Source organism: Streptomyces sp. NRRL S-244 (assembly GCF_000717915.1).
Lineage (GTDB): Bacteria > Actinomycetota > Actinomycetes > Streptomycetales > Streptomycetaceae > Streptomyces.
On record NZ_JOCX01000021.1, the window covers coordinates 125,527 to 148,034 of the forward strand.

Annotated in this window: 27 protein-coding genes and 1 tRNA gene; 20 read left to right on the top strand and 8 right to left on the bottom strand. The window is 71.1% G+C overall.

Annotated features, from left to right (window positions below):
* The first annotated feature begins 193 nt into the window (after positions 1 to 193).
* The 3 genes from IF02_RS0123970 to IF02_RS0123980 all read left to right on the top strand — a co-directional run bounded on the left by IF02_RS0123970 (position 194) and on the right by IF02_RS0123980 (position 4,367).
* Positions 194 to 1,051, top strand: coding sequence for an FAD binding domain-containing protein (locus IF02_RS0123970; protein WP_030160202.1), 858 nt, complete (start codon positions 194 to 196; stop codon positions 1,049 to 1,051).
* A complete protein-coding gene (locus tag IF02_RS0123975; protein WP_030160204.1) occupies positions 1,048 to 3,840 on the top strand; it encodes a molybdopterin-dependent oxidoreductase in 2,793 nt (930 codons plus the stop codon). The genes IF02_RS0123970 and IF02_RS0123975 overlap by 4 nt, the downstream gene beginning before the upstream one ends.
* A gap of 80 nt (positions 3,841 to 3,920) precedes the next feature.
* A complete protein-coding gene (locus IF02_RS0123980; RefSeq protein WP_234318312.1) occupies positions 3,921 to 4,367 on the top strand; it encodes a molybdopterin-dependent oxidoreductase in 447 nt (148 codons plus the stop codon).
* A 15-nt stretch (positions 4,368 to 4,382) separates the two neighbouring features.
* Here IF02_RS0123980 and IF02_RS0123985 read toward each other — a convergent pair whose 3' ends face one another.
* Positions 4,383 to 4,802, bottom strand: coding sequence for a TOBE domain-containing protein (locus IF02_RS0123985; protein ID WP_030160207.1), 420 nt, complete (start codon positions 4,800 to 4,802; stop codon positions 4,383 to 4,385).
* Between the two features lie 144 nt (positions 4,803 to 4,946).
* Positions 4,947 to 5,138 carry a DUF1059 domain-containing protein gene (locus tag IF02_RS0123990; RefSeq protein WP_030160209.1) on the bottom strand — a complete coding sequence of 64 codons (192 nt, stop codon included), beginning with the start codon at positions 5,136 to 5,138 and terminating at the stop codon, positions 4,947 to 4,949.
* 208 nt (positions 5,139 to 5,346) lie between these two features.
* On the opposite strand from IF02_RS0123990, the gene IF02_RS0123995 reads away from it, so the two are divergent.
* Positions 5,347 to 5,865, top strand: a complete 519-nt coding sequence (locus IF02_RS0123995; RefSeq protein ID WP_030160211.1) for a hypothetical protein — start codon at positions 5,347 to 5,349, stop codon at positions 5,863 to 5,865.
* Here IF02_RS0123995 and IF02_RS33975 read toward each other — a convergent pair.
* Positions 5,826 to 5,996 (bottom strand): DUF397 domain-containing protein, encoded by a 171-nt coding sequence (locus IF02_RS33975; protein ID WP_078622280.1) that lies wholly within the window; start codon positions 5,994 to 5,996, stop codon positions 5,826 to 5,828. The two genes, IF02_RS0123995 and IF02_RS33975, sit on opposite strands and share 40 nt — an antisense overlap.
* A 151-nt stretch (positions 5,997 to 6,147) precedes the next feature.
* Between IF02_RS33975 and IF02_RS34915 the strand changes: the two genes are divergently transcribed.
* Entirely contained in the window at positions 6,148 to 6,633 is a 486-nt protein-coding gene (locus IF02_RS34915) for a hypothetical protein (RefSeq protein ID WP_158708548.1), read from the top strand.
* Between the two features lie 64 nt (positions 6,634 to 6,697).
* Here the strand turns inward: IF02_RS34915 and IF02_RS0124010 are convergent, their stop codons facing one another.
* Positions 6,698 to 7,516 (bottom strand): VOC family protein, encoded by an 819-nt coding sequence (locus tag IF02_RS0124010; protein ID WP_030160215.1) that lies wholly within the window; start codon positions 7,514 to 7,516, stop codon positions 6,698 to 6,700.
* Positions 7,517 to 7,621: 105 nt separating this feature from the next.
* Here IF02_RS0124010 and IF02_RS0124015 point away from each other — a divergent pair, with 105 nt between their 5' ends.
* The gene (locus IF02_RS0124015) at positions 7,622 to 8,218 is read left to right on the top strand and encodes an HhH-GPD-type base excision DNA repair protein (RefSeq protein WP_030160216.1); all 597 of its coding nucleotides are present in this window, start codon (positions 7,622 to 7,624) and stop codon (positions 8,216 to 8,218) included.
* On the opposite strand, the gene opcA is transcribed toward IF02_RS0124015, so the two are convergent.
* Together opcA and IF02_RS0124025 are read right to left on the bottom strand one after the other, a co-directional pair.
* Complete coding sequence (gene opcA / locus IF02_RS0124020) at positions 8,215 to 9,153, bottom strand: glucose-6-phosphate dehydrogenase assembly protein OpcA (RefSeq protein ID WP_037836993.1); 939 nt, start codon at positions 9,151 to 9,153, stop codon at positions 8,215 to 8,217. The genes IF02_RS0124015 and opcA overlap by 4 nt on opposite strands.
* A gap of 111 nt (positions 9,154 to 9,264) precedes the next feature.
* Positions 9,265 to 10,845: a helicase HerA-like domain-containing protein gene (locus tag IF02_RS0124025; RefSeq protein WP_030160220.1), complete on the bottom strand. Its 1,581-nt coding sequence runs from the start codon at positions 10,843 to 10,845 to the stop codon at positions 9,265 to 9,267.
* A gap of 88 nt (positions 10,846 to 10,933) precedes the next feature.
* Between IF02_RS0124025 and IF02_RS0124030 the strand changes: the two genes are divergently transcribed.
* Both IF02_RS0124030 and IF02_RS0124035 read left to right on the top strand, forming a co-directional pair.
* Positions 10,934 to 11,233: a type II toxin-antitoxin system VapB family antitoxin gene (locus IF02_RS0124030; RefSeq protein WP_030160221.1), complete on the top strand. Its 300-nt coding sequence runs from the start codon at positions 10,934 to 10,936 to the stop codon at positions 11,231 to 11,233.
* A gap of 152 nt (positions 11,234 to 11,385) precedes the next feature.
* Positions 11,386 to 12,048, top strand: a complete 663-nt coding sequence (locus IF02_RS0124035; protein WP_078622282.1) for a LytR C-terminal domain-containing protein — start codon at positions 11,386 to 11,388, stop codon at positions 12,046 to 12,048.
* Between the two features lie 109 nt (positions 12,049 to 12,157).
* Here the strand turns inward: IF02_RS0124035 and upp are convergent, their stop codons facing one another.
* Complete coding sequence (upp, locus tag IF02_RS0124040) at positions 12,158 to 12,793, bottom strand: uracil phosphoribosyltransferase (protein WP_030160225.1); 636 nt, start codon at positions 12,791 to 12,793, stop codon at positions 12,158 to 12,160.
* Between the two features lie 246 nt (positions 12,794 to 13,039).
* Here upp and IF02_RS0124045 point away from each other — a divergent pair, with 246 nt between their 5' ends.
* The 10 genes from IF02_RS0124045 (at position 13,040) to IF02_RS35685 (ending at position 19,772) form a co-directional block, all read left to right on the top strand.
* Positions 13,040 to 14,050 (top strand): universal stress protein, encoded by a 1,011-nt coding sequence (locus tag IF02_RS0124045; protein ID WP_030160227.1) that lies wholly within the window; start codon positions 13,040 to 13,042, stop codon positions 14,048 to 14,050.
* Positions 14,051 to 14,168: 118 nt separating this feature from the next.
* Positions 14,169 to 14,363: a hypothetical protein gene (locus IF02_RS0124050; RefSeq protein WP_030160229.1), complete on the top strand. Its 195-nt coding sequence runs from the start codon at positions 14,169 to 14,171 to the stop codon at positions 14,361 to 14,363.
* A 345-nt stretch (positions 14,364 to 14,708) separates the two neighbouring features.
* Positions 14,709 to 15,254: a hypothetical protein gene (locus IF02_RS0124055; protein ID WP_030160231.1), complete on the top strand. Its 546-nt coding sequence runs from the start codon at positions 14,709 to 14,711 to the stop codon at positions 15,252 to 15,254.
* Complete coding sequence (gene tadA, locus IF02_RS0124060) at positions 15,254 to 15,745, top strand: tRNA adenosine(34) deaminase TadA (protein ID WP_030160233.1); 492 nt, start codon at positions 15,254 to 15,256, stop codon at positions 15,743 to 15,745. The genes IF02_RS0124055 and tadA overlap by 1 nt, the downstream gene beginning before the upstream one ends.
* 57 nt (positions 15,746 to 15,802) lie before the next feature.
* Positions 15,803 to 15,887, top strand: a tRNA-Ser gene (locus IF02_RS0124065).
* Positions 15,888 to 16,038: 151 nt separating this feature from the next.
* Positions 16,039 to 16,326: a hypothetical protein gene (locus IF02_RS0124070; RefSeq protein ID WP_030160234.1), complete on the top strand. Its 288-nt coding sequence runs from the start codon at positions 16,039 to 16,041 to the stop codon at positions 16,324 to 16,326.
* A 356-nt stretch (positions 16,327 to 16,682) separates the two neighbouring features.
* Positions 16,683 to 16,844, top strand: a complete 162-nt coding sequence (locus tag IF02_RS35230) for a hypothetical protein (RefSeq protein ID WP_166663145.1) — start codon at positions 16,683 to 16,685, stop codon at positions 16,842 to 16,844.
* 220 nt (positions 16,845 to 17,064) lie between these two features.
* Entirely contained in the window at positions 17,065 to 17,907 is an 843-nt protein-coding gene (locus tag IF02_RS0124080; RefSeq protein WP_078622289.1) for an RNA polymerase sigma factor SigF, read from the top strand.
* 220 nt (positions 17,908 to 18,127) lie between these two features.
* Positions 18,128 to 18,994, top strand: coding sequence for an RNA polymerase sigma factor SigF (locus IF02_RS0124085; RefSeq protein ID WP_030160238.1), 867 nt, complete (start codon positions 18,128 to 18,130; stop codon positions 18,992 to 18,994).
* Positions 18,995 to 19,535: 541 nt separating this feature from the next.
* Positions 19,536 to 19,772: a hypothetical protein gene (locus tag IF02_RS35685; RefSeq protein ID WP_030160240.1), complete on the top strand. Its 237-nt coding sequence runs from the start codon at positions 19,536 to 19,538 to the stop codon at positions 19,770 to 19,772.
* Positions 19,773 to 19,893: 121 nt separating this feature from the next.
* Here the strand turns inward: IF02_RS35685 and IF02_RS0124095 are convergent, their stop codons facing one another.
* Positions 19,894 to 20,127: a hypothetical protein gene (locus IF02_RS0124095; RefSeq protein WP_030160242.1), complete on the bottom strand. Its 234-nt coding sequence runs from the start codon at positions 20,125 to 20,127 to the stop codon at positions 19,894 to 19,896.
* Positions 20,128 to 20,377: 250 nt separating this feature from the next.
* Between IF02_RS0124095 and IF02_RS0124100 the strand changes: the two genes are divergently transcribed.
* Both IF02_RS0124100 and IF02_RS0124105 read left to right on the top strand, forming a co-directional pair.
* Complete coding sequence (locus IF02_RS0124100) at positions 20,378 to 20,770, top strand: MarR family winged helix-turn-helix transcriptional regulator (RefSeq protein ID WP_030160245.1); 393 nt, start codon at positions 20,378 to 20,380, stop codon at positions 20,768 to 20,770.
* Positions 20,771 to 20,783: 13 nt separating this feature from the next.
* Positions 20,784 to 22,460: an MDR family MFS transporter gene (locus IF02_RS0124105; protein ID WP_051696499.1), complete on the top strand. Its 1,677-nt coding sequence runs from the start codon at positions 20,784 to 20,786 to the stop codon at positions 22,458 to 22,460.
* Positions 22,461 to 22,508: the final 48 nt, after the last annotated feature.

Consider the following 22,508-nt stretch of genomic DNA (forward strand, 5'->3'; position numbering starts at 1 on the left):
GGCGAATACGAGAAACACCATCGTAAATGCAAGGGCAAGAGCACAGTCAGCCTCTTGGTTGATCCTCCAGGACCAACCGTCCGAAGTCCAGAGGTTTCCGTGCTCGGCCACAGTCGTCCCGGCCCCGCCCCCGTTGCTTCACTGACTGGAAACGCTCGGTTTCCCGGGTGTCCCGAGTGGAGGGGGTGGCACCTTGGATCTCAACACCGTGCTCGACGTGCGCGACGCACGCCGCCGCGAGCCCTGGCGCCCCGGCGACGCCTGGCTCGGCGGCGGCACGTACCTCTTCTCCGAGCCCCAGCCCCACATCCGCCGCCTGATCGACCTCTCGCGCATGGGCTGGCCGCCCCTGTCCTGGCAGCCCGACGGCGCCCTCGACATCGCCGCCACGTGCACCATCACCGAGCTGTCCCGGTTCGGCCGCTCCCTGACGCCGGCCACCGCGCCCGCCGCACCGCTGATCGAGCAGTGCTGCCGGGCCTTCCTCGCCAGCTTCAAGATCTGGAACATGGCCACCGTCGGCGGGAACCTCTGCAACGGCCTCCCGGCCGGCCCGGTCATCTCCCTGGCCGCCGGCCTCGACGCCACCGTCCTCCTCCAGGGCCAGGACGGCGCCACCCGCCGCTTGCCCGTCCCCGACTTCATCCGCGGTGCCGGGGTCAAGGACCTGCGCGAGGGCGAGCTGCTGCGCTCCGTCCGCGTCCCGGCCCGCTCGCTGACCTGCCGCACGGCCTTCCGCCAGGCCTCCCTCTACGGACTCGGCCGCTCCGGCGCCCTCGTCATCGGCACCCGCGACCCGCAGGACGGCTCCTTCGCCCTCACGGTCACCGCCGCCACCACCCGCCCCTTCCGTTTCTGGTTCGCGCTGCCGCCGACCGCCGCCGAGCTGCGCGAGGCGATCGACACCGCCGTCCGGCCGGACGAGTGGTTCGACGACATCCACGGCCTGCCCGACTGGCGGCGCCACATGGCCCTGCGCCAGGCCGAGGAGATCCGCCGCGAACTCACGTCGGCGTCGCTGGAGCTGGAGCTGGAGGAGGTTTCCCGATGAGCTACGAGATCGAGATCAACAAGGAGCGCTTCGACACCGAACCCCGCGCCGGCCAGTGCCTGCGCACGTACCTGCGCGAGCGCGGCTGGTTCGGCGTGAAGAAGGGCTGCGACCAGGGCGACTGCGGCGCCTGCACCGTCCACGTCGACGGCCGGCCCGTGCACAGCTGCCTCTACCCGGCCGTCCGCGCCGAGGGCCGCTCCGTCACCACGGTCGAGGGCCTCGCCAAGCCGGGCGGCGAACTCCACCCGGCGCAGCAGCAGTTCCTCGACGCCCAGGGCTTCCAGTGCGGGTTCTGCACGGCCGGTTTCCTGATGACCACCGCCGCCCTCCAGGCCGAGCAGGGCACCGACCACGACGACGGCAAGCTGGAGGACCTTCCGCGGGCCTTCAAGGGCAACATCTGCCGCTGTACGGGCTACCGCGCCATCGAGGACGCCGTACGCGGGGTGAAGCACACCGAAACCCCGGAACAGGGCAAGGCCGTCGGCAGGAGCCTCGGCGCCCCCGCCGGGCCCCTCGTCGTGACCGGAACCGCCCGCTACACCTTCGACGTCGAGGTGCCCGGGCTGCTCCACATGAAGCTGCTGCGCTCCCCGCACCCGCACGCCCGCATCGTCGACATCGACACCACCGACGCCCTCCAGGTCCCGGGCGTGCACGCCGTCCTCACCCACCACGACGCCCCCGACCGGCTGTACTCGTCCGCCCGCCACGAGCACCCGACCGAGGACCCGATGGACACCCGCGTCCTGGACGACGTGGTCCGCTTCGTCGGCCAGCGCGTGGCGGCCGTCGTCGCCGACAGCGAGCAGGCCGCCGAGGAGGGCTGCCGCCGCGTGGTCGTCACGTACGAGGAGCTCCCGTACGTGATCGACCCGGAGGAGGCGATGCTCCCGGGCGCCCCCGTCATCCACCCCAAGGGCCCCGAGTCGGGGATCTTCCGCGCAGAGAACAACGTGTGCGGCGAGGTCCACAACACCCTCGGCGACATGGAGAAGGGGTACGCGGAGGCGGACGTCGTCTACGAGGAGACGTATCTGACCCAGCGCGTGCAGCACGCCAGCCTGGAGACGCACGGCAGCGTGGCGTACTTCGAGCCCAAGGAGGAGGGCGACGGCGAGCGGATCACCGTCCGCTCGTCCACCCAGGCCCCGTTCCTGACCCGGCGGGCGCTGTGCGCCCTGTACGACCTCGGTGAGGACGAGGTCCGCGTCGTCGCGGGCCGCGTGGGCGGCGGGTTCGGTGGCAAGCAGGAGATGCTCACCGAGGACATCGTGGTCCTCGCCGCCCTGAAGCTGCGGCGCCCGGTGAAACTCGAATTCACCCGGGCCGAGCAGTTCTACGGTGCCACCACCCGCCACCCCTTCAAGATCACCATCAAGATCGGCGCCAAGGCCGACGGCACCCTCACCGCGCTGCGCATCCGCGTGCTCTCCAACACCGGCGCCTACGGCAACCACGGCCCGGCGGTCATGTTCCACAGCGTCGGCGAGTCCTTCGCCGTCTACAAGGCGCCGAACAAGGAGGTGGAGGCGTACTCGGTCTACACCAACGGCGTACCGGCGGGCGCCTTCCGCGGCTACGGCCTCGGCCAGGTCCTGTTCGCCCTCGAATCGGCGATGGACGAGCTCGCCGTCAAGCTCGGTATGGACCCGCTCGTCCTGCGCGAGAAGAACGTCATCGGCGCCGGCGACCACATGGTGACCCCGATCGGCCACGAGGAGGACCTCTTCATCGCCTCGTACGGGATGAAGCAGTGCATGGACGTCGTGCGCAAGGCCATCGCCGAGGACCGCAGCCACGAGGACGTGCCGGAGGGCTGGCTCACCGGCACCGGATCGGCCGTCGCCATGATCGCGACCGGTCCGCCGGGCGGCCACTTCGCCGACGCCCGGGTCAGCCTGCTGCGCGACGGCACGTACGACATCGCGGTGGGCACGGCGGAGTTCGGCAACGGCACCACCACCGTCCACAAGCAGATCACCGCGGGCGCGCTGAACACGACGGTGGACCGGATCGCGGTCCGCCAGTCCGACACGGACGTGGTCCGCCACGACACCGGCGCGTTCGGCTCGGCCGGCACGGTGGTGGCGGGCAAGGCGGTGATGCTGGCGGCCAATTCGCTCGCGGAGCGCCTCCAGACCTTCGCGGCCCGGCACACCGGCGTGGCCCGGCACCTGTGCAAGCTGTCGGCCGAGTCCTTCGACTGCGCGGGCCGGATCGTCACGCTCAAGGAGCTGTACGAGGCCGCGTACGACAAGGGCAAGCTCGACGAGATGGCCGCGGACGGCCACTGGGGCGGCTCCCCCCGCTCGGTGGCCTTCAACGCGCAGTGGTTCCGCCTCGCCGTGGACCCGGACACGGGAGAGATGAAGATCCTGCGGTCGGTCCACGCGGCCGACGCGGGCAAGGTCATGAACCCGATGCAGTGCCGCGGCCAGGTGGAGGGCGGCGTGGCCCAGGCGCTGGGCGCGACGCTGTTCGAGACCGTACGGGTGGACGAGCGCGGGGAGGTGACCACGGCGGCGTTCCGCCGCTACCGGCTCCCGCAGTACGCGGACGTCCCCCGTACGGAGGTGCACTTCATGGAGACCTCGGACGCGATCGGCCCGCTGGGCGCGAAGTCGATGAGCGAGAGCCCCTTCAACCCGGTGGCCCCGGCGTTCGCGAACGCGCTGCGGGACGCGACCGGCGTGCGGTTCACGGAGATGCCGGTGACACGCGACATCGTCTGGCGGAAGGTGAACCAGAGGTTGCAGGACCTGCAAGGGCAGAACACACGATGAAGCCACATCTGCGGGTTGCATCAAGCCATCAACCTTGCAGATGAGGTTCCGGAATGACCGGCCCCGGGCAGAATCCGCACATGGCCAAACTCATGCTGCACGGAGATCTGGACCACCCGGCGACCCTGAGCGTCGCGGACCTGCGGGACTGGGTACAGCACCGGGCCGAGGTCACCTTCGACTGCGCGACGAACGGTCCGCAGCACCATGTGTTCGAAGGCGCGCTCCTGCGCGACGTGGTCGCGGGCGCCGGGCCGTCCTTCGACGCGCGCCGGCGCAAGGACCGCAGCCGCTTCCTGCTGGCGGTCAGCGGCGGGGACGGGCACCACACCGTCCTGTCCTGGGCCGAGCTCGACGCGGACTTCGGCGACAGCCCGGTGCTGCTGGCGACCCGCCTCGACGGGGAGGACCTCGACGAGGCGGGCGCGCAGCTGGTGGTCCCGTCGGACCGGTGCGGGGCGCGCTACGTCAGCGCCGTCACGCACGTGTGGTTCGGCTCGCTGTCGCCGCCGAACCTCGGGCTCTAGGCCACTGGCATCGGCTCAGGCGGTCGCGAGCGAGATCTCGGTGGACTTGATCAGCGCGACGACGGAGGACCCGGCGGCCAGGCCGAGCTCCTCCACGGCGTCCTTGGTGATCGCGGCGGTCAGCCCGCCGCCGTTCACGTCCACCTTGACGGAGGCCATGGCGCCACCGGTGGCGACGTCGGAGACGGTGCCGGCCAGCTGATTGCGGATGCTGATGCCGTCGACGGCGCCGGTGGCCAGCGCGACCTCGGTGGCCTTGACCAGCGCCTTGACCGAGGACCCCTCGGCGATGCCGAGGTCCTTGACGGCGTCGGTGGTGATGGCCGCGGTGATGTCCTGGCCGCCTTCCAGACGGACCTTGACCGTGGCCATGGCCTCCCCGGTGGTGACGGCGGTGACGGTACCGGCGATCTGGTTGCGGATGCTCAGGCTCATGGGGCTGCTCGACCTCTTCGGTAGTGACCTCGCACGATCCGGGGGAACCGCACAAGATCGACCGTAATCACCCCTGCCCCGACCTGCATTCGAGCCATCGCATCCGCCAGCCGGAACCACCCGTGCGGCTCGCCCCTGCGGTTTTCAGGCGTGCTGGGGCACCTCGGGCTTCAGCATCCCGCGCAGCGCGTCGCGGAACTCCTGAGTGTCCTCTTCACCGTGCACGGCGACGCCGTGCTGGACGGCCGCCCCCATGACTTCGTCTTCCTCACCCGTGATCGTCAAGGTGCACCCGATCTCGCTGGGGTACTCCCTGCAGTCCATGACCTTGCGCATGACGCGCCTCCTGGTATGGCGAAGGTTCACTCCCCACGATCCTCCGAATGCCCCCGGGAGGGAAGCCGGGCCCCGGGCCGTGCCCGGGCGGGGGCGAGCGGTCGGGCCCAAGCCCTCATGAGTACGGTCAGGACCAGGGACCACCAGGGGATGGGCCGGCGCATCGGTCTTCTTCCCGGAGAAGCGGATGATGCGACAAATTACTGAAATGGGACACTCCCCCCGGGCATGTCGTACGGGGCGTGTCGCCACGGTCGTCTTCGCGGCGCTGCTGGCGCTGTCCGTGGGGTGTTCGAACATCATGGAACTCCCCTACACGCCGGAGCGGATGGATCCCGACCCGGCGCGCACGAAGACGAGGGAGGTCTCCGGCCGACTGCTGGAGATGGCCGGGATAACGGGCAAGGTCACGGAGACCGGCATGAGCGCCTTGGTCTGCGACGAGTACGGCGACGACCTGTTCGCCCTGCAGCACCACTGGTCGGTGAACGGCCTGACCAGCGACCAGGTCGACACCGGCGTGCTGAACCTGCGGAAGGCGCTGGGCGAGAACGGCTGGAAGATCCGTGAGGGCCGTCCCGAGATCTCTGCCTCGAACGAGAAGGAACTCTTCGCGGTGACGGTCACCGCCGACAAGACCGCGTTGGGGCAGGAGCCGATGCTCAACTTCTCCGTCAGCTCACCCTGCTACCGCGCGGCCTCCCACGCCGCCGCCAACAAGGCGTGACGGGGCGACTGGACCCCGCGCGCGTAGGAGACGAATCCGGCCCAGGCCTGCGGCGCGAGCGCGAGCTGGGGCCCGTCGAGGACCTTGGAGTCCCGCACAGCCCTGCCCCTCCAGCCTCCCCGGAGCAGCACTCACTCACACGGGTGAACCGCCCCAACTCGGCTGGATTTCAGGCGGGTTGCCTGGCATATGGTCGCCGCGACAACTCCAGACACAGGACGGCCCCCGCCGGGACTCGCAATCCCGACGAGGGCCTGACCACGAGAAGGATCCAACTTCCCGATGGCTTTCCAGCACTCTAACGCGCCCTCGCACAGCACGTACGGCGTTCAACACGCCAACGTCCGGCAGACCCGCAATTTCACCGTCGTGAGCAACGACCTGATCCGGCACCCCGCAACCCCGACAACCCGGCCCGTCGGCAGCTCGCCGAGGAGGTCCTGGCGGAGCTCCGCCGGGTCGATCCGCGCCTGCTCCTCGGCGCCCGGGACGTCCAACGCCTCGCGGGCGGCGTCGAGGCCTGGCTGGAGCGCGGGGCCGACCCACCACGCGGTGACCAGCGCCTTGGCGGCGAACCTCCCGGACCGCCCCCGCAACCCGGCGGGCCTGATCGCCCACCGCCTGGCGACCCAGCTCCCGCCCCTCCTCGCCCCCATCCGGGGCGGCCCGGCGTTCGTCCCGCCGGACCCCTTCCAGACCTGCGAAAAATGCGACCGCGCCTTCCGCGCCCCAACCCCCGGCACCTGCAAGGGCTGCACCCCCACATGACCGCGCAAGGGGGGCGGGGCCGACCGGCTCTGGCCGGTGACCCCGCCGTGCCCGGAGGGGGCGGTTACGCGTCCGTCATCTGCGGCATTTCGCCCGTCGTCTTCGACATGTCGATGACGGCGAACGCCGCGCCCTGCTGGTCCGCCACCGCCGCGAAGCGGCCGAAGGGGCTGTCCATCGGGCCGAAGTGGAGCTTGCCGCCGTGCTTCTTGGCCTTGGCCACGGCCTCGTCGCAGTCCGGGACCGAGAAGTAGACCTGGATGTACGGGGGGATCTCGGGCGGGAACTCGTCGCCCATGCTCATCCGGCCGAGGACCGGGTTCTCGCTGCCGGCGACGCTGAAGATCTTGAAGTCCATCCCGGCCGCCTCCGGGTCGTCGCCGGGCTCCATCTTCTGGGCGGAGTACGGGAAGACCTTCGGGAGGAACCCGTCCGCCTTGGCCGGGTCGCGGGTGAAGACCTCGGCCCAGGCGTACGCGCCCGGCTCGCCGATCTTCTCGAAGCCCTTGTGCTCGCCCGGCTGCCAGACGCCGAAGACGGCGCCGCTCGGCTCCTTGGCGATCGCCATCGTGCCGAAGGTGCCGACCTGCATCGGCTCCATCATCAGCTCGCCGCCGGCCGACTTGATCTTCTCGGCGGTGGCCGCCGCGTCGGGCGAGGCGAAGTACAGACACCACTGCGACGGGGCCTCGGCACCCGGCATCGGCGGGACCACGGCCGCCACGGCCTTGCCGTCGGAGTACGCCTGCGTGTAGTTGCCGTACTCACTGGACGCCTCGCCGAAGGTCCAGCCCAGCACGTCGGAGTAGAAGGTCTTGGCGCCCTCCACGTCCTTGAACATCGCGTCCACCCAGCACGGAGCGCCTTCCGGGAACTCAGCCATGATCGATCGACTCCTGTGTCGTTTCGTCGGTTTTGCGCGGTTCTCACGCTAGGCCCGCGGTGCGCCGACCGCGCGGCGAAGGCGGCCGCGCGGGAGGCTGGATCCATGGACATCACGATGCGGCTGGCCCAGCAGCCGGAGGCCGACGAGCTCCTCGGCCGCAGCCCGCTCGCCGCCCTCGTCGGCATGCTGCTCGACCAGCAGGTGCCGATGGAGTGGGCGTTCTCGGGCCCGTACACGATCGCCCGGCGGATGGGGGCGGACGACTTGGACGCCCATGCCATCGCCGCTGCCGACCCCGAGGCCTTCGCCGCACTGCTCTCCGAGAAGCCGGCCGTGCACCGCTACCCCGGGTCGATGGCGAAGCGGGTGCAGCAGCTGTGCGCGTACCTGGTGGAGCACTACGACGGGGACGCGGAGGCCATCTGGCGCGACGTACGGACCGGGGAAGAGCTGCTGAAGCGGCTCAAGGAGCTGCCCGGGTTCGGCGAGCAGAAGGCCCAGATCTTCCTGGCGCTGCTGGGCAAGCAGCTCGGCGTACGGCCCAAGGGCTGGCGCGAGGCGGCCGGCGGCTACGGCCCGGCGAACGTCTACCGCTCGGCGGCGGACATCACCGGGCCGGAGTCCCTGGCGAAGGTGCGGGCGCACAAACAGGAGATGAAGGCCGCCGCCAAAGCCGCCAAGGCGGAGAAGGGCGGCTAGAGCGCCGTCGGCGCAGCGGCCGGGGCCGGGCGCTTGCGGAGGGCCGACGCGTAGACCTCGTCCGCGTCGAGGCGGCGCAGCTCCTCCGAGATCAGCTCGGCCTTGCTGCGGATCTTCAGGGCCACCGTGCGGTCGGGGCTGCCCGGCAGCATCAGCGTGGCCAGCGCCCCGTCGGGGCGGTCCACCGTGATCTCGCCCGCCGCGGTCGCCAGCCGGACCCGGGTGATCACGGGCCCGTCCGTCGTGACCCGCTCCACCGGCACCCCGAGCCGGTCCCCCAGCCAGCGCGCCAGCAGCTCGGCGCTCGGGTTGTCGGCCTCGCTCTCCACCGCCGCGCCCGTCACCGGCAGCGGCTTCTGGTCCATCGCGGCGGCCAGCAGCGCCCGCCACGGCGTCAGCCGGGTCCACGCGAGGTCGGTGTCCCCGGGGGCGTACGTGGCGGCCTGCCGGTCCAGTACCGCCACCGGGTCGGCGACGGCCTCCGCGTCCGTGATCCTGCGCTGCGCGAGCGCGCCGAGGGGGTCCCGCGCCGGGTCGGCGGGGGCGTCGGCCGGCCACCACACCACCACCGGCGCGTCCGGCACCAGCAGCGGGAGGACCACGGAGCCCGCCTGCTCGGTGAGGGCCCCGTGCAGGCGCAGCAGCACGATCTCCCCGGTCCCGGCGTCCGATCCGACCCGCAGCTCGGCGTCCAGCCGGGTCTGGCGGAGCCTGTGCGATCCGCGCGAGGTGCGCTTGATCACCACGATGATGCGGCAGGGGTGTTCGCGCGAGGCCTCCGAGGCCGCGCGGACGGCGTCGTACGCGTTCTCCTCGTCGGTGGCGATGACGAGCGTCAGCACCAGGCCCATCGTGGGGCTCCCGATGGCCCGTCGGGCATCGAGCAGGGCCCGGTCGATCTTGCTGGACGTGGTGTCGGTGAGTTCGGTCCGCATGGGTCGAAGTCTGTCAGCGCCGGAGCCCGCGGCGGCACCCCGGCGGCGGATCCGGCCGCCGGAATCCGTCACGTACGCCGGGCAGTGCTCCCGGAACCCCGCCGGCCACCCTCACCTGCGCCGCTTCGCCGTCCCGAAGAGCGACCGCGAGATCTCCCGCCCCAACTGGGTCCCGATCGACCGGGCCAGCGAGCGGAACAGCCCGCTCCCCACCACCTGCTGGGCGAGCGACGGATCCGGCTTCGGGGCGCTGCGCGCCGCTTTCGCGGCCTCCTTGGCCTGCTTCTCGGCCTCCGCCCCGGCCGCGGCCGCCTCCGCCGCCGCCTCGGCCGCAGCCTGCTCGGCGCTGATCTTCTCGTACGCCGACTCGCGGTCGACCGGCTCCGCGTACCGCGAATAGAGGAGCGAGGACTTCACCGCCGCGTCGAGGGCGGCCGCGTCGATCGGGCCCATCAGCGACTGCGGGGCGCGCAGCCGGGTGGCCGCCACCGGGGTCGGGGCGCCCTTCTCGCTGAGTACGGTGATCACCGCCTCGCCCGTGCCGAGCTGGGTCAGCAGCTCCTCCAGGTCGTACGCGGAGTTCGGGAAGGTCTTCACGGTGGCCTTCAGCGCCTTCGCGTCGTCCGGGGTGAAGGCGCGCAGCGCGTGCTGCACCCGGTTGCCGAGCTGCGCGAGCACGTCCGCCGGCACGTCCTTGGGGGTCTGCGTCACGAAGAAGACGCCGATGCCCTTCGAGCGGATCAGCCGCACGGTCTGGGTGATGGACTCCAGGAAGGCCTTCGACGCGCCGTTGAACAGCAGGTGGGCCTCGTCGAAGAAGAAGACGAGCTTCGGCCGCTCCAGGTCCCCGACTTCCGGCAGGTCGCCGTAGAGGTCGGCCAGCAGCCACATCAGGAAGGTGGAGAAGAGCTGCGGCTTGTCCTGGACCGCCGGGAGTTCCAGTACGGAGACCAGTCCGCGCCCGTCGGCAGCCGTCCGCAGGAATTCGCCGGTGTCGAATTCCGGCTCGCCGAAGAACTCCGAGGCGCCCTGCTGCTCGAAGGCGGTCAGGGCGCGCAGGATCACCCCCGCTGTCACCGTGGACAGTCCGCCGATGCCCTTGAGTTCGGCTTTCCCCTGGTCGGAGACGAGGAAGGCGACGACCGCCCGCAGGTCCTTGAGGTCGATCAGCTCCAGTCCCTTGGTGTCGGCGTAGTGGAAGATCAGGCCGAGCGACTGCTCCTGGGTCTGGTTGAGCTGGAGCACCTTCGACATCAGCACCGGGCCGAAAGCCGTCACGGTGGCCCGTACCGGAATGCCCGGTCCGATCCCGCCCAGCGAATAGAACTCGCTCGGGAATCCGGTCCCCTCCCACTGCTGGGCGACTTCCTTCGCCCGTTCCCCGGTCTTCTCGTTGGCCGTGCCCGGCACCGAAATCCCCGATACGTCCCCCTTGATGTCGGCGAGGAACACCGGGACGCCGCCCGCCGACAGCTGCTCGGCGATGAGCTGGAGGGTCTTCGTCTTGCCGGTGCCCGTCGCGCCCGCGACCAGGCCGTGGCGGTTGAGCATCGACAGCGGGATGCGGATCTGCCGCTCCGGGAGACAGGCACCGTCCCAGAGCAGGGCACCCAGTTCGAGCGCGGGTCCGGTGAAGGCGTACCCGGCGGCGATCTGGTCGGCCGGGGACGCGGGGTCGGTGCTCTCGCTCATACATCACTCCCGAAATAGCCCTGCATGTAACTTTTGCACCGGCTTGGCAAGGCTGCGCCCGCAGGCACCGGCCCGGTAGGCTTTCCGTGTGATCTTCAAGCGCATCGGAAACGGGCGGCCGTACCCCGACCACGGCAGGGAAACCACCCGGCAGTGGGCGGATGTCGCCCCGCGCCCGGTCCGGCTCGACCAGTTGGTGACGACCAAGGGGCAGCTGGACCTCGAAACGCTGCTCGCCGAGGACTCGACGTTCTACGGGGACCTCTTCGCCCACGTCGTGAAGTGGCAGGGCGACCTGTACCTGGAGGACGGGCTGCACCGCGCCGTGCGCGCGGCCCTGCAGCAGCGCCAGGTGCTGCACGCGCGCGTCCTCGAAATGGACTACTGAGCCGGAACACGCCGTAGGCGAGCCCGAGAAACGCTCCCGCCCAGGCGCCGCTTGGGGTTCCGGTTCGTCAGAATTGCGCCTTTCGGGTCGGTCTTGCCCTATCAACAGATCATTCGGTGGGCATCGCAGTCAGGCGGTACTACGCTGCGCCCATGAGCATGCTCACTCCCCCCGGCATGGGCGGAAAGTACCGCGTCACGGGAGCGGCCTACCCCCGCATGAGGCGACCGCGGCGACGCCGCCGCATCGTCTTCACCGTGCTCGGAGCAGTCCTCGGTCTGGCCCTGCTCGGCTACGGATCCGTGCAGCTCATGAACGTGTTCCGCGGCGAGGGCGGCACCGGCAAACACCAGAGCGCCGCGGGCAAGGACTGCGCCACCCCGAAGCCCAGGGCGGGCGCCGCGGCGGCCGCCAGCCCCGCCGTCGCCAAGCCGGCCGTGGCCCTGCCCAAGCCCGGCGAGATCACGGTCAACGTCTACAACGCGACCCCGCGCGCCGGGCTCGCCAAGGCGGTCGGCGACGAGCTGAAGAAACGCGGCTTCACGGTCGGCAAGGTCGGCAACGCGCCCGCCGACTTCGACAAGAAGGTCCCCGGGACGGGGATACTGCTCGGCTCGCCCACGACCGACAAGGCTGCCTTCTCCGTACTGGGCACCCAGCTCGAAGGCGATACGCAGCAGACCGACGCCCGCGAGGGCGCGGACATCGACCTGATCCTCGGCGACGCCTTCAAGGAGCTCAGTCCGAAGGAGGCGGCGGACAAGGAGCTGTACCTGCTGGCCAACCCGCAGCCCGCGCCCGCCAAGACCTGCTGAAGCTGAAGCGGAACCTGAACCTGCACGCGAAACAGCCGGCCGCCCCGGAGAGAGGCGGCCGGCTGTTCGGCATCAGTGCCGGTGTCGGTGCCGGTGTCTGTGCCGGGTCCTACTCGGCCGAGCCGTACATGCGGTCGCCCGCGTCGCCCAGGCCCGGAACGATGTAGCCGTGCTCGTTGAGCCGCTCGTCCACCGCGGCCGTCACGACCGTCACCGGGGTACCCGCGAGATCGCGCTCCATGACCTCGACGCCCTCGGGCGCGGCCAGCAGCACCACGGCGGTGACGTCGTCGGCCCCGCGCTTGATCAGTTCCTGGATCGCCGCGACGAGCGTGCCGCCGGTGGCGAGCATCGGGTCGACGACGTAGACCTGCCGCCCGGAGAGGTCCTCCGGCATGCGCGTCGCGTACGTGGAGGCCTCCAGGGTCTCCTCGTTGCGGACCATGCCCATGAAGCCCACCTCGGCCGTCGGCAGCAGCCGCATCATGCCGTCCAGCATGCCGAGGCCGGCGCGCAGGATCGGCACGACCAGCGGGCGCGGGTGCGAGAGCTTCACGCCGGTGGTCGGGCCGACGGGCGTGACGATGTCGGCCTGCTCGGTGCGCACGTCGCGGGTGGCCTCGTACGCGAGGAGGGTCACCAGCTCGTCGGCGAGCCGACGGAAGGTGGGGGAGTCGGTGCGCTTGTCGCGCAGGGTGGTCAGTTTGTGCGCCACCAAGGGGTGATCGACGACCTGCAAACGCACAACATCCTCCAAGGCTCAGCTGCCGGGTTTCGACCTGCGACCTGCAAAAACGGCCGCACTTTTTCGCGACCCACGGTCAAAAGGCTACGCGGTGTACGCACCCCCGTGCGTCCGAACCGGCAGCCGCGCCCACGGATCCGCTGCGGATCCGCTCCGGATGCCCTGCGCTGCCCTCCGGTTGCCGTCCGGTTGCCGTCCGCTTGCCCTGCGGATGCGACCCGCCCGGGCGCCCAGCACGCTGGACGGATGAGCAACGCACCGGTGGTCGCGGCGGTCGACGGATCCGAGCACAGCCTCAGAGCGCTGGAATGGGCGCGGACCGAGGCGCTCCGGCACGGCACCGCGCTCGTGGTCGCGCACGTGCTGCCCGACAGCGCCCAGCTGTACGCGGCGCGCCGCTCCTCCCTCGCCGACCCTTCGCAGCCGGAGCAGTACGCCGACCCCGTCGGCGAGCGCGTACGGGACATCCTCGCCGGGGCCGGCGAGCTGCCGGCCGAGGTGCGGTACGAGTCGTTGGAGGGCTCGGTGCCGGAGGCCCTGCGGGTGTCGGGGGAGGGGGCCCGGATGCTGGTGATGGGCTCCCGGGGCCACGGCGGCTTCGCGGCCCTGCTCCTCGGCTCGAACAGCCGCGCCGTGGCCTCCTCGGCGGCGTGCCCGGTGGTGGTGGTCCCGCACGCGGCGCGCAGCGCCGGGGCCGAGGACGGCGCTGGGGCCGGTGCAGAGACCGATGCCGAGGCCGGGGCCGGGGACGATGCAGAGGCCGGGGCCGGGGCCGGGCCGTCCTCGGGGCGGGTGGTGCTCGGCCTGCACGCCGCGGAGACGGCGGACGACGTGGTGGCCTTCGCGTTCGCGGAGGCGGCCGCACGGGGGACCACCGTCCAGGTGGTCTCGGCGTACGCGATCCCGCCGGCGCCGACCATGATGGTGGACAGCCCCTTCCAGGTGATCCCGCCGGAAGGGCTGGCCGACGACGGGAACGCGGTGCCGGCGGAGCGGGAGATGCTGCGCTCCCAGACGGAGCGGCTCGCGCCGTTCCGGGCCCGGTGGCCGCAGGTGCCGGTGGAGCAGGCGGCGGCCCCGGGCGACGCGGCGGAGCGCCTGGTGACGGCCTCCCGGTCGGCGGCCCTGGTGGTGGTCGGCCGCCACCACCCGCGGCGCAGCCTCGGGTCCCTGATGATCGGCTCGGTGGCCCACGCGCTGCTCCACCACGCGCACGGCCCGGTGGCGGTGGTCCCGACGCTGTCGGACGACGCGTAGCACCCTTCTGAGCTGCGAAGGGGTGGCATCAATCGCTCCATCCGGGGGAAGGTGGGGTGCGGGGGGTCTGCTTCGCGCCGGCGGAGGAGGACGACCGGACCAGCCGGGGTGGTGGCGGATGCCCGACACGCAGCCGAGTCGAGAGAACGACGCGCCGCAGCAGCCGGAGACGGCGGCGCAGCGCAGAGCGCGCCGCGCGCAGTTCCTGCGCGACCTGATGGAGGCGCGGGCCCTGCGCGACCGCGTCCAGCCCCGCCGCGCCCGCGCGGCCCGCATGCGCCAGCAAATGCGCATGCGCACGTTCCGCTGGTGACCGCTGGTGACCGCCGGCGACCGCGGGCGACCGCCGCCGGCCGCCACCGACCGCCGCCGACCGCCCGCGGTACCGGCACCGGACGGCGCCGCGCCGGGGAGCCGGCCGGGATCCCGTGCGTGCCGCGAGGCCGTCGCAGCGCGCCGTGGCGGCCCCCGTACAACCCGCGGAGCGCACGGCGCGGAACGACGCAAGCGCCGAAGACCTCTCGCAAAGCCGCGCTTTCTGCCACGATGCCGATTGGGCGGGGCACGAAACGGCGAGCAGGACAGCCGTTCCAACCCTCCCCACCTCCGGCCGGGGGGACCTCCAACCGGCACGCCTATGACCAGTGGGAGAGTCACGGTGTATTTCGCCGCACTGCTCGCGCGCACCGAAGACGGGTGGGAAGCGAGCGACATGGAACTCGACGACGTCGAGTCCCTCAGTGATCTGATCGATCTCGCCCGTGCCGCCGCTGTCGACGACGACACGGTGGTCGCCCTCATCGAGCAGGAGGACGCCTGGTTCGGCGTCGTCCGCGTGGACGGCGAGGAGGACCCGCGGTACTACGTGTCGAACGCCTCCGCGGCCTCCCGCAGCTCCTACGGCTCGATGCTGACCGACGAGCTGCTGGGCAGCGACGAGGAGGACGACGAACTCGACGAACTGGACCTGGACGGCACCGAGGACGGCGAGGAGGACACGATCTCCGCGTTCACCGGTGCCGACGACGAGGACGAGGAGGACTCGCCCGGCGCGGAACCGGTACCCGCCGGCCCGCTCGGCGACCCCCGGCTGCTGGACGACCTCGGCGTCAGCAACAAACAACTGATGACCCTCGACGGGGACGCCCTCTCGGAGATCGCCGAGTCCCTCGGCGCCACCGAGGTGCTGGAGGCCGTCCGCTAGTGATCACCACGCACCACCCCTTGCACGGCCCCGATCCCGTACGGGACCCGTGGCGGGACTCCATGCGCCTGGCGCTCCAGGAGGCCGCCCGGGCGGTGCCGGCCGGCGACGTGCCGGTCGGCGCCGTCGTGCTGGGCCCGGACGGGGAGCTCCTCGCCGCCGGGTACAACGAGCGCGAGGCCACCGGCGACCCCACGGCGCACGCCGAGGTGCTGGCGCTGCGCCGGGCGGCCGCCCGGCTCGGGGAATGGCGGCTTCCGGGGTGCACCCTCGTGGTGACCCTGGAGCCGTGCGTGATGTGCGCGGGCGCGCTCGTGCAGTCGCGGGTGGCCCGGGTCGTCTACGGCGCCGACGACGAGAAGGCGGGGGCCGCGGGGTCGCTCTGGGACCTCGTACGGGACCGCAGGCTCAACCACCGCCCGGAGGTGGTCCGCGGCGTGCTCGCGCAGGAGTGCGCGCGGCAGCTGACGGACTTCTTCCGCGACCGCTGAGGGGGCTCGGCGGTATCGATTTCATTTGATGCCGGTCCTTAGGCTAGGATCCATCTCGGTAGTGTGTCCGAGTGGCCGAAGGAGCTCGCCTCGAAAGCGAGTATGGGGCAACCCATCGGGGGTTCAAATCCCTCCACTACCGCTTCGTTCGATGGCCCCGCCCCGCAAGGGACGGGGCCATCGGCGTTTTCCCGGCAGATATCGGCACACCTCGACGCGTCCCGACGCGTCCCGACGCGTCTTTACGGATGACGTCCGCGTGACCGGGTGCCCCGCTCGGCCGTTGTCACGGCATGACCAAGACCCAGCGCATGCTCGCCGCCTTCGCCCTCGCGGGGGCCGCCGCGGGCCTCGCCGCTCCCGCCGCCTCCGCCGCCCCCGCGGCCCCGATCACCCTCCCGGACCTGCCGCAGGCGGCCCCGGGCATGCCGCAGGGGGCCACGCCCGGCTCCGTCCAGGAGATCGGCGGGAAGCTCAACGAGCTGGACAAGCTCGGCCGGCTGACGGAGCTGCCGAACGACCTGGCACCCGTGATCGCCCCCGTGGAGCCCGTCCTGGGCCTGCTCGGCGCCGTCCAGTAGCCGGAAACCCGAAGAAGGCCCCGACCGGGGTCGGGGCCTTCGACGTACGGGCGGGGGAAGTGGCATCGGGGGGACAAGCCACTTCCCCCGACGAGGACGGAACCTGCCAGTCCGAACCGCAGTCAGGGGGAAGCGTGCGGCTCGGACCCCACAGTGAGGTCCTGTCCCTCGCCCACCGATTTCCTGCCAGAACCGGTGGGCTCGTCTTCAATACTGCGCCACCGCCGCCCTCCCGCGCTGCGGCAAAGGACCCGGACCACCGGGTCATTGGTCCATAAAGGCCGGGTGAGTGTCCGAAGACGAACGGTTAGACTCACCCGACTTGGCAGGACCGGTTGGGGAGGCCGACACCGCTGATGGACACCAAAAAGATGATCACGGGCGGGCTCGTCGTGTTCGTGCTCTTCGTGATCATCACCCAGCCGGTGAAGGCGGCCGACATCGTCAAAATAGGCTTCCAGGGGATATCGGACGCGGCCCACGGCATCGGCGCGTTCATGACCGAATTGGTGCGCTGAACCCGTACGCTGACGCGGCCTTCCGAATGACCGGCCCCCCACTCCGACGGGTGGGGGGCTTTCGCGTTCCCGCGCCGCCGCAATACCCTCACCCAAAACACCCCATTATGCCCAACTTGCCCTCAACACGGCGATATACGGTGCTTGCACACAGTGCACATGTCTTGTGATGCTATGACCGCTTTTGACGGATGAGTTGACATGAAGGGGTGGCGTGACCGTGCCGGCCAGTACAGCGCCTCAGGTGCCACCCCAGCAGGAGCCTCCCGAGGAGCCTCCAGCGCCCCCGAGACCGCAGAGCCGGGGCGCGGACACCCGCGCCCTCACCCAGGTCCTGTTCGGGCAGCTGAAGGGCCTTCAGCCGGGTACGAGCGAGCACCACCGGGTGCGCGGGGCCCTCATCGAGGCGAACCTTCCGCTCGTCCGGTACGCGGCCGCCCGCTTCCGCAGCCGCAACGAACCGATGGAGGACGTGGTCCAGGTCGGCACGATCGGCCTCATCAACGCGATCGACCGGTTCGACCCGGACCGCGGGGTGCAGTTCCCGACGTTCGCCATGCCCACCGTCGTGGGCGAGATCAAACGGTACTTCCGCGACAACGTCCGCACCGTCCACGTGCCGCGCCGGCTCCACGAGCTGTGGGTCCAGGTGAACGCGGCGACCGAGGACCTCACCACCCTGCACGGGCGCATGCCCACCACGCCCGAGATCGCCGAGCGGCTGCGGATCACCGAGGACGAGGTGCTGTCCTGCATCGAGGCCGGCCGCAGCTACCACGCCACCTCACTGGAGGCCGCCCAGGAGGGCGACGGGCTGCCGGGGCTGCTGGACCGCCTCGGCTACGAGGACCCGGAGCTGGCCGGGGTCGAGCACCGCGACCTCGTCCGCCACCTCCTCGTACAGCTGCCCGAACGTGAACAAAGGATCCTGCTGCTGCGGTACTACAACAATCTGACGCAGTCCCAGATCAGCGCGGAGCTCGGTGTGTCCCAGATGCACGTTTCGCGACTGCTCGCCCGCAGCTTCGCCCGGCTCCGGTCCGCAAACAGGATCGAGGCGTAGCTGGAACGGGTGGAGCTCGCTCCGCCGTTTCCCCACAGAATGGGCTCATTCCCCTCTGTCGCTGGAGATATATGTCGACTTGGCGCTACAGCGTGTTGCCGACATGTGACATTCTGCTGGAACCGCGTTTGCCGCAGCCCCGCCTCCGGTATTCAGGTGGAGGCTGCGTTCCTCCGACGGACGCGCCGTACGCGACCGTCCGCGACCTCAAGGGGGTGGCATGTCCGTAGACCAGGGCAGCTCCAAGGTGCTCACGCTCGTCAAGAGCGAAGCGCCGGCAGCACTCGCAGCGCCTGTGGCGCCTGCAGCGCCTGTCCGCTCGGAAGCCATCGACACCCGCACCCTCTCCCGCTCCCTCTTCCAGCGACTTGCCGCCCTGGCCGCGGACAGCCCCGAACGGGCGTACGTACGCGACACCCTGATCGAGCTGAACCTGCCGCTGGTGCGGTACGCGGCCGCCCGCTTCCGCAGCCGCAACGAGCCGATGGAAGACATCGTCCAGGTCGGCACGATCGGCCTGATCAAGGCGATCGACCGGTTCGACTGCGAACGCGGCGTGGAGTTCCCGACGTTCGCGATGCCGACCGTCGTGGGCGAGATCAAACGATTCTTTAGGGACACCTCCTGGTCCGTGCGCGTCCCGCGCCGCCTCCAGGAGCTGCGCCTCGCCCTCACCAAGGCCAGCGACGAGCTCGCCCAGAAGCTCGACCGCTCGCCGACGGTGCCGGAACTGGCCGCCGTACTCGGGGTGTCGGAGGAGGACGTCGTCGACGGCCTCGCCGTGGGGAACGCGTACACCGCCTCCTCGCTCGACTCGCCCTCTCCCGAGGACGAGGGCGGCGAGGGCTCGCTCGCGGACCGGCTCGGGTACGAGGACACCGCGCTGGAGGGCGTCGAGTACCGCGAGTCGCTGAAGCCGCTGCTCGCCAAACTCCCGCCCCGGGAACGGCAGATCATCATGCTGCGGTTCTTCGCGAACATGACGCAGTCGCAGATCGGCGAGGAGGTCGGCATCTCCCAGATGCACGTCTCCCGGCTGCTGACGCGCACGCTGGCACAGCTGCGGGTGGGCCTGATCGGGGAGTAGCCGCGGACGAGGGGTTCACAGCTGACGCAGAGTCAGTAAAACTACGGCGATGCGAGTGGACCGCCGAACGCTCACCCTCATCACCCTGTGCTGCTCTCTGGCCGCCGCATGCCTGACGGGATGCGGCGGCCCGGCACGTGACGGCTACGCGGCCGCGGGCGCCGTGCCCCCGGGCCCGGAGCGGCGCGCGGGCGACAACGTACCGCCGCAGTCACCGGTGGAGCTCCGGCAGCTGAGCGACGGCCCCCCTCCCTCGACGAGGAGTACGTCGCCCGGTACCCCGGATCCGACAAGCCCTGCGGCCTCCGCCCAAGGCGGAACAACGACCACCCCGCCCGGGACCGCCCAGCCGCCCCAGCCCCCGCCGGCGCAGGGCCCGCCGCCGCCCGCCCCGCAGGCCCCGTCGGCCCCTCCGGCCTCTGGGGCCCCACAGTCCCCCGGATCCACCCCGGGGACGACACCCCCGGCCACTGCGGCGCAGCTGACTCTGGGCCCGCCCGTCCGCGGCCAGGCGGCGGACCGCTGGTGCGAGAAGGTCACGGTGGCGTTCACCAACACGGGAACGAAACCGGCCACTTCCGGCACGGTCACGTTCTCGACGCACATCATCGGCGCGCTCGGCATCGACTGGGCCACGATCACCACGACCCAGCCCCTGCCCGCCCCCATCCCCGGGGGCACGGCGAAGACGCAGACCTACACGGTCTGCGTCGAGTCCTGGCGGGTCCCCCTGGGCATGCACATGGAGACGCAGAAGGCGACGGCCACCTGGAGCTGAGGGCGCCGGGGCGAATCCGGCCCGCCGGGAGGCCGCCCCGGCCCCGCATGCCCCGCCGGCCCCGCCTGCACCGCCTGCACCGCCTGCACCGGCGCGGCAAGGCGCGCCACGGCGCGGCCGGCTACAGCGCCAGCCAGGCCACCACCCCGATCAGCACCAGGGCGGCGATCCCCACCCCGAGCCACAGTCCGGTCTTCGACCCCGAGCCCTGCGCGGCCTGCCGCCGCCGAGACCCCTGCACCGCGGGCCCCTGCCCGGCCGGCGCGGCCTCTTCGACGAACGCCCGGAACATCTGAGTGCTGCCCGCGGGGTCGTAGTTGCCCTCGGGTCCCTGTGAGTTGTGGTTCGCAGCCATGCCTCAGGACCCTAGCGGGTTTTCCGATTCCTTTACCGCCCCCACCCCCCTATTCATTTGCCTGTAGCAACCAATCGCTTCTATGGTTGCCCTAAGCAACAACATCGGGACACGAGGAAAGGGAGGGGGGAGCCCCATGACCACCGAAACACAGACGCTGCAAGCGCCACCCGCACCACTCGCATCAGCTGCGTCACCCGCACCAGCGGCGCCGTACGCGGCGCGCACCCCCACCAGCCGCTACGAAGAACTGGCCCGCCAGCTCACCGGCATCGGCGCCGTCAAGCGCGACCTGGCCCGCCGGCTCCCCCCGGACTGCCCGCCCGGCTCCGCCGCCGTCCTCACCCTGCTCGACCGCCACGGCGAAATGCGGCTCAGCCGCCTCGCCGACCTCATGGCCATCGACATCTCGGTGACCAGCCGCCACGTCGCCCACGTCGCCGACCGCGGGTGGATCACCCGCGACATCGACCCCGGCGACGGCCGCTGCCGCATCCTGCGGCTCACCCCGGCCGGCCACGCCCTCCTCGCCGAGCTCGGCGCCCGCTATACCGACGCGCTGGAAAAGGCCCTGGCCGACTGGTCCCCCGACGACATCGACGTACTCAACACCTTGCTGACCCGGCTCCGATCGAGCTTCTAGACAAAGGAACCACATGGCGACCACCGCACCCACCGGTGTGCAGGGAGGCAGCCGGTCGGAGACCACGTCCGACCCCGCGTCCACCCCCGGCTCCGGCTCCGGCACCTCCGCCCCCATGACCCACCCGCAGATCATGAAGGCGCTGTCCGGGCTGATGCTCGGCATGTTCGTGGCGATCCTGTCGTCCACGATCGTCTCGAACGCCCTGCCCCAGATCATCAGCGACCTCGGCGGCACGCAGTCCTCGTACACCTGGGTCGTCACGGCCGCCCTGCTGTCGATGACCGCGGCGACCCCGCTCTGGGGCAAGCTGTCCGACCTCTTCAGCAAGAAGCTGCTGGTCCAGATATCCCTGGTGATCTACGTCCTCGGCTCCGTGGTCGCGGGCCTGTCCCAGAACACCGGCATGCTGATCGCCTGCCGCGTCGTCCAGGGCATCGGCGTCGGCGGCCTCTCCGCCCTCGCCCAGATCGTCATGGCCGCGATGATCTCGCCGCGCGAGCGCGGCCGGTACAGCGGCTACCTCGGCGCGGTCTTCGCCGTCGCCACCGTCGGCGGCCCGCTGCTCGGCGGTGTCATCACCGACACCTCGTGGCTCGGCTGGCGCTGGTGCTTCTACGTCGGCGTGCCGTTCGCGGTCATCGCCCTGATCGTCCTCCAGCGGACCCTGCACCTGCCGGTCGTCCGCCGCGACGTCAAGGTCGACTGGCTCGGCGCCTTCCTGATCAGCGGGGCCGTGTCCCTGCTCCTGATCTGGGTCACGCAGGCCGGCGACTCGTACGACTGGATCTCCTGGACCACCGTGGCGATGACCGGCGGCGCCGTCGTACTCGGCCTGCTCTTCATCCTCGTCGAGTCCAGGGCGAGCGACCCGATCATCCCGCTGCGCCTGTTCCGCAACAAGACCATCACCCTCGCCTCGGCCGCCTCGCTGTTCGTCGGCATCGCGATGTTCTCGGGCACGGTCTTTTTCAGCCAGTTCTTCCAGTTGGCCCGCAACGAGTCCCCCACGATGTCCGGAATCCTCACGATTCCGATGATCGGCGGGCTCTTCGTCTCCTCCACGGTTTCCGGTCAGGTGATCACCAAGACCGGCAAGTGGAAGGCCTGGCTCGTCTCCGGCGGCGTCCTCCTGTCGGCCGGCCTCGGACTGCTGGGCACCCTGCGGTACGACACCCCGTACTGGCACATCGCGATCTACATGGCGCTGACCGGCCTCGGTCTCGGCATGATGATGCAGAACCTCGTCCTCGCCACGCAGAACCAGGTGGCCCCCGAGGACCTGGGCTCGGCCAGCTCGGTCGTGACCTTCTTCCGCTCGCTCGGCGGCGCCGTGGGCGTCTCGGCGCTCGGCGCGGTCATGGCCAACCGGGTCACCCACTACGTCAAGGACGGGCTGGCCGCACTCGGCCCGAAGGCGGCGGCGATGGGCCACGGCGGCACCGCCGGCGGCGGGATCCCCGACCTCGACAAGCTGCCCGCGCCGTTCCGCACGGTCGTCGAGTCCGCGTACGGGCACGGCGTCGGTGACGTCTTCCTCTACGCGGCGCCGTTCGCGCTGCTCGCGCTCGTCCTGGTGGTGTTCATCAAGGAGGTCGCGCTGAAGTCCAAGGCGGCCGCCCACGCCCCGACGGCGTCGGCATCCGTGGCGACGCCGTCGGCATCCGTGGCGACCGCCTCGGCCGAATAGCGCCGGCTCCGGCCGAAGAGCGCCGGCTCCGGCCGAAGAGCGAGACCG

Excerpts from the sequence above, each read along its gene's own strand:
- IF02_RS0123975 (WP_030160204.1), top strand. The coding sequence starts at position 1,048 with ATGAGCTACGAGATCGAGATCAACAAGGAGCGCTTCGACACCGAACCC.
- IF02_RS0123980 (WP_234318312.1), top strand. The coding sequence starts at position 3,921 with ATGGCCAAACTCATGCTGCACGGAGATCTGGACCACCCGGCGACCCTG.
- IF02_RS0123985 (WP_030160207.1), bottom strand. The coding sequence starts at position 4,802 with ATGAGCCTGAGCATCCGCAACCAGATCGCCGGTACCGTCACCGCCGTC.
- IF02_RS0123990 (WP_030160209.1), bottom strand. The coding sequence starts at position 5,138 with ATGCGCAAGGTCATGGACTGCAGGGAGTACCCCAGCGAGATCGGGTGC.
- IF02_RS0123995 (WP_030160211.1), top strand. The coding sequence starts at position 5,347 with ATGGGACACTCCCCCCGGGCATGTCGTACGGGGCGTGTCGCCACGGTC.
- IF02_RS34915 (WP_158708548.1), top strand. The coding sequence starts at position 6,148 with ATGGCTTTCCAGCACTCTAACGCGCCCTCGCACAGCACGTACGGCGTT.
- IF02_RS0124010 (WP_030160215.1), bottom strand. The coding sequence starts at position 7,516 with ATGGCTGAGTTCCCGGAAGGCGCTCCGTGCTGGGTGGACGCGATGTTC.
- IF02_RS0124015 (WP_030160216.1), top strand. The coding sequence starts at position 7,622 with ATGGACATCACGATGCGGCTGGCCCAGCAGCCGGAGGCCGACGAGCTC.
- opcA (WP_037836993.1), bottom strand. The coding sequence starts at position 9,153 with ATGCGGACCGAACTCACCGACACCACGTCCAGCAAGATCGACCGGGCC.
- IF02_RS0124025 (WP_030160220.1), bottom strand. The coding sequence starts at position 10,845 with ATGAGCGAGAGCACCGACCCCGCGTCCCCGGCCGACCAGATCGCCGCC.
- IF02_RS0124035 (WP_078622282.1), top strand. The coding sequence starts at position 11,386 with ATGAGCATGCTCACTCCCCCCGGCATGGGCGGAAAGTACCGCGTCACG.
- IF02_RS0124045 (WP_030160227.1), top strand. The coding sequence starts at position 13,040 with ATGAGCAACGCACCGGTGGTCGCGGCGGTCGACGGATCCGAGCACAGC.
- IF02_RS0124050 (WP_030160229.1), top strand. The coding sequence starts at position 14,169 with ATGCCCGACACGCAGCCGAGTCGAGAGAACGACGCGCCGCAGCAGCCG.
- IF02_RS0124070 (WP_030160234.1), top strand. The coding sequence starts at position 16,039 with ATGACCAAGACCCAGCGCATGCTCGCCGCCTTCGCCCTCGCGGGGGCC.
- IF02_RS35230 (WP_166663145.1), top strand. The coding sequence starts at position 16,683 with ATGGACACCAAAAAGATGATCACGGGCGGGCTCGTCGTGTTCGTGCTC.
- IF02_RS0124085 (WP_030160238.1), top strand. The coding sequence starts at position 18,128 with ATGTCCGTAGACCAGGGCAGCTCCAAGGTGCTCACGCTCGTCAAGAGC.
- IF02_RS0124095 (WP_030160242.1), bottom strand. The coding sequence starts at position 20,127 with ATGGCTGCGAACCACAACTCACAGGGACCCGAGGGCAACTACGACCCC.
- IF02_RS0124105 (WP_051696499.1), top strand. The coding sequence starts at position 20,784 with ATGGCGACCACCGCACCCACCGGTGTGCAGGGAGGCAGCCGGTCGGAG.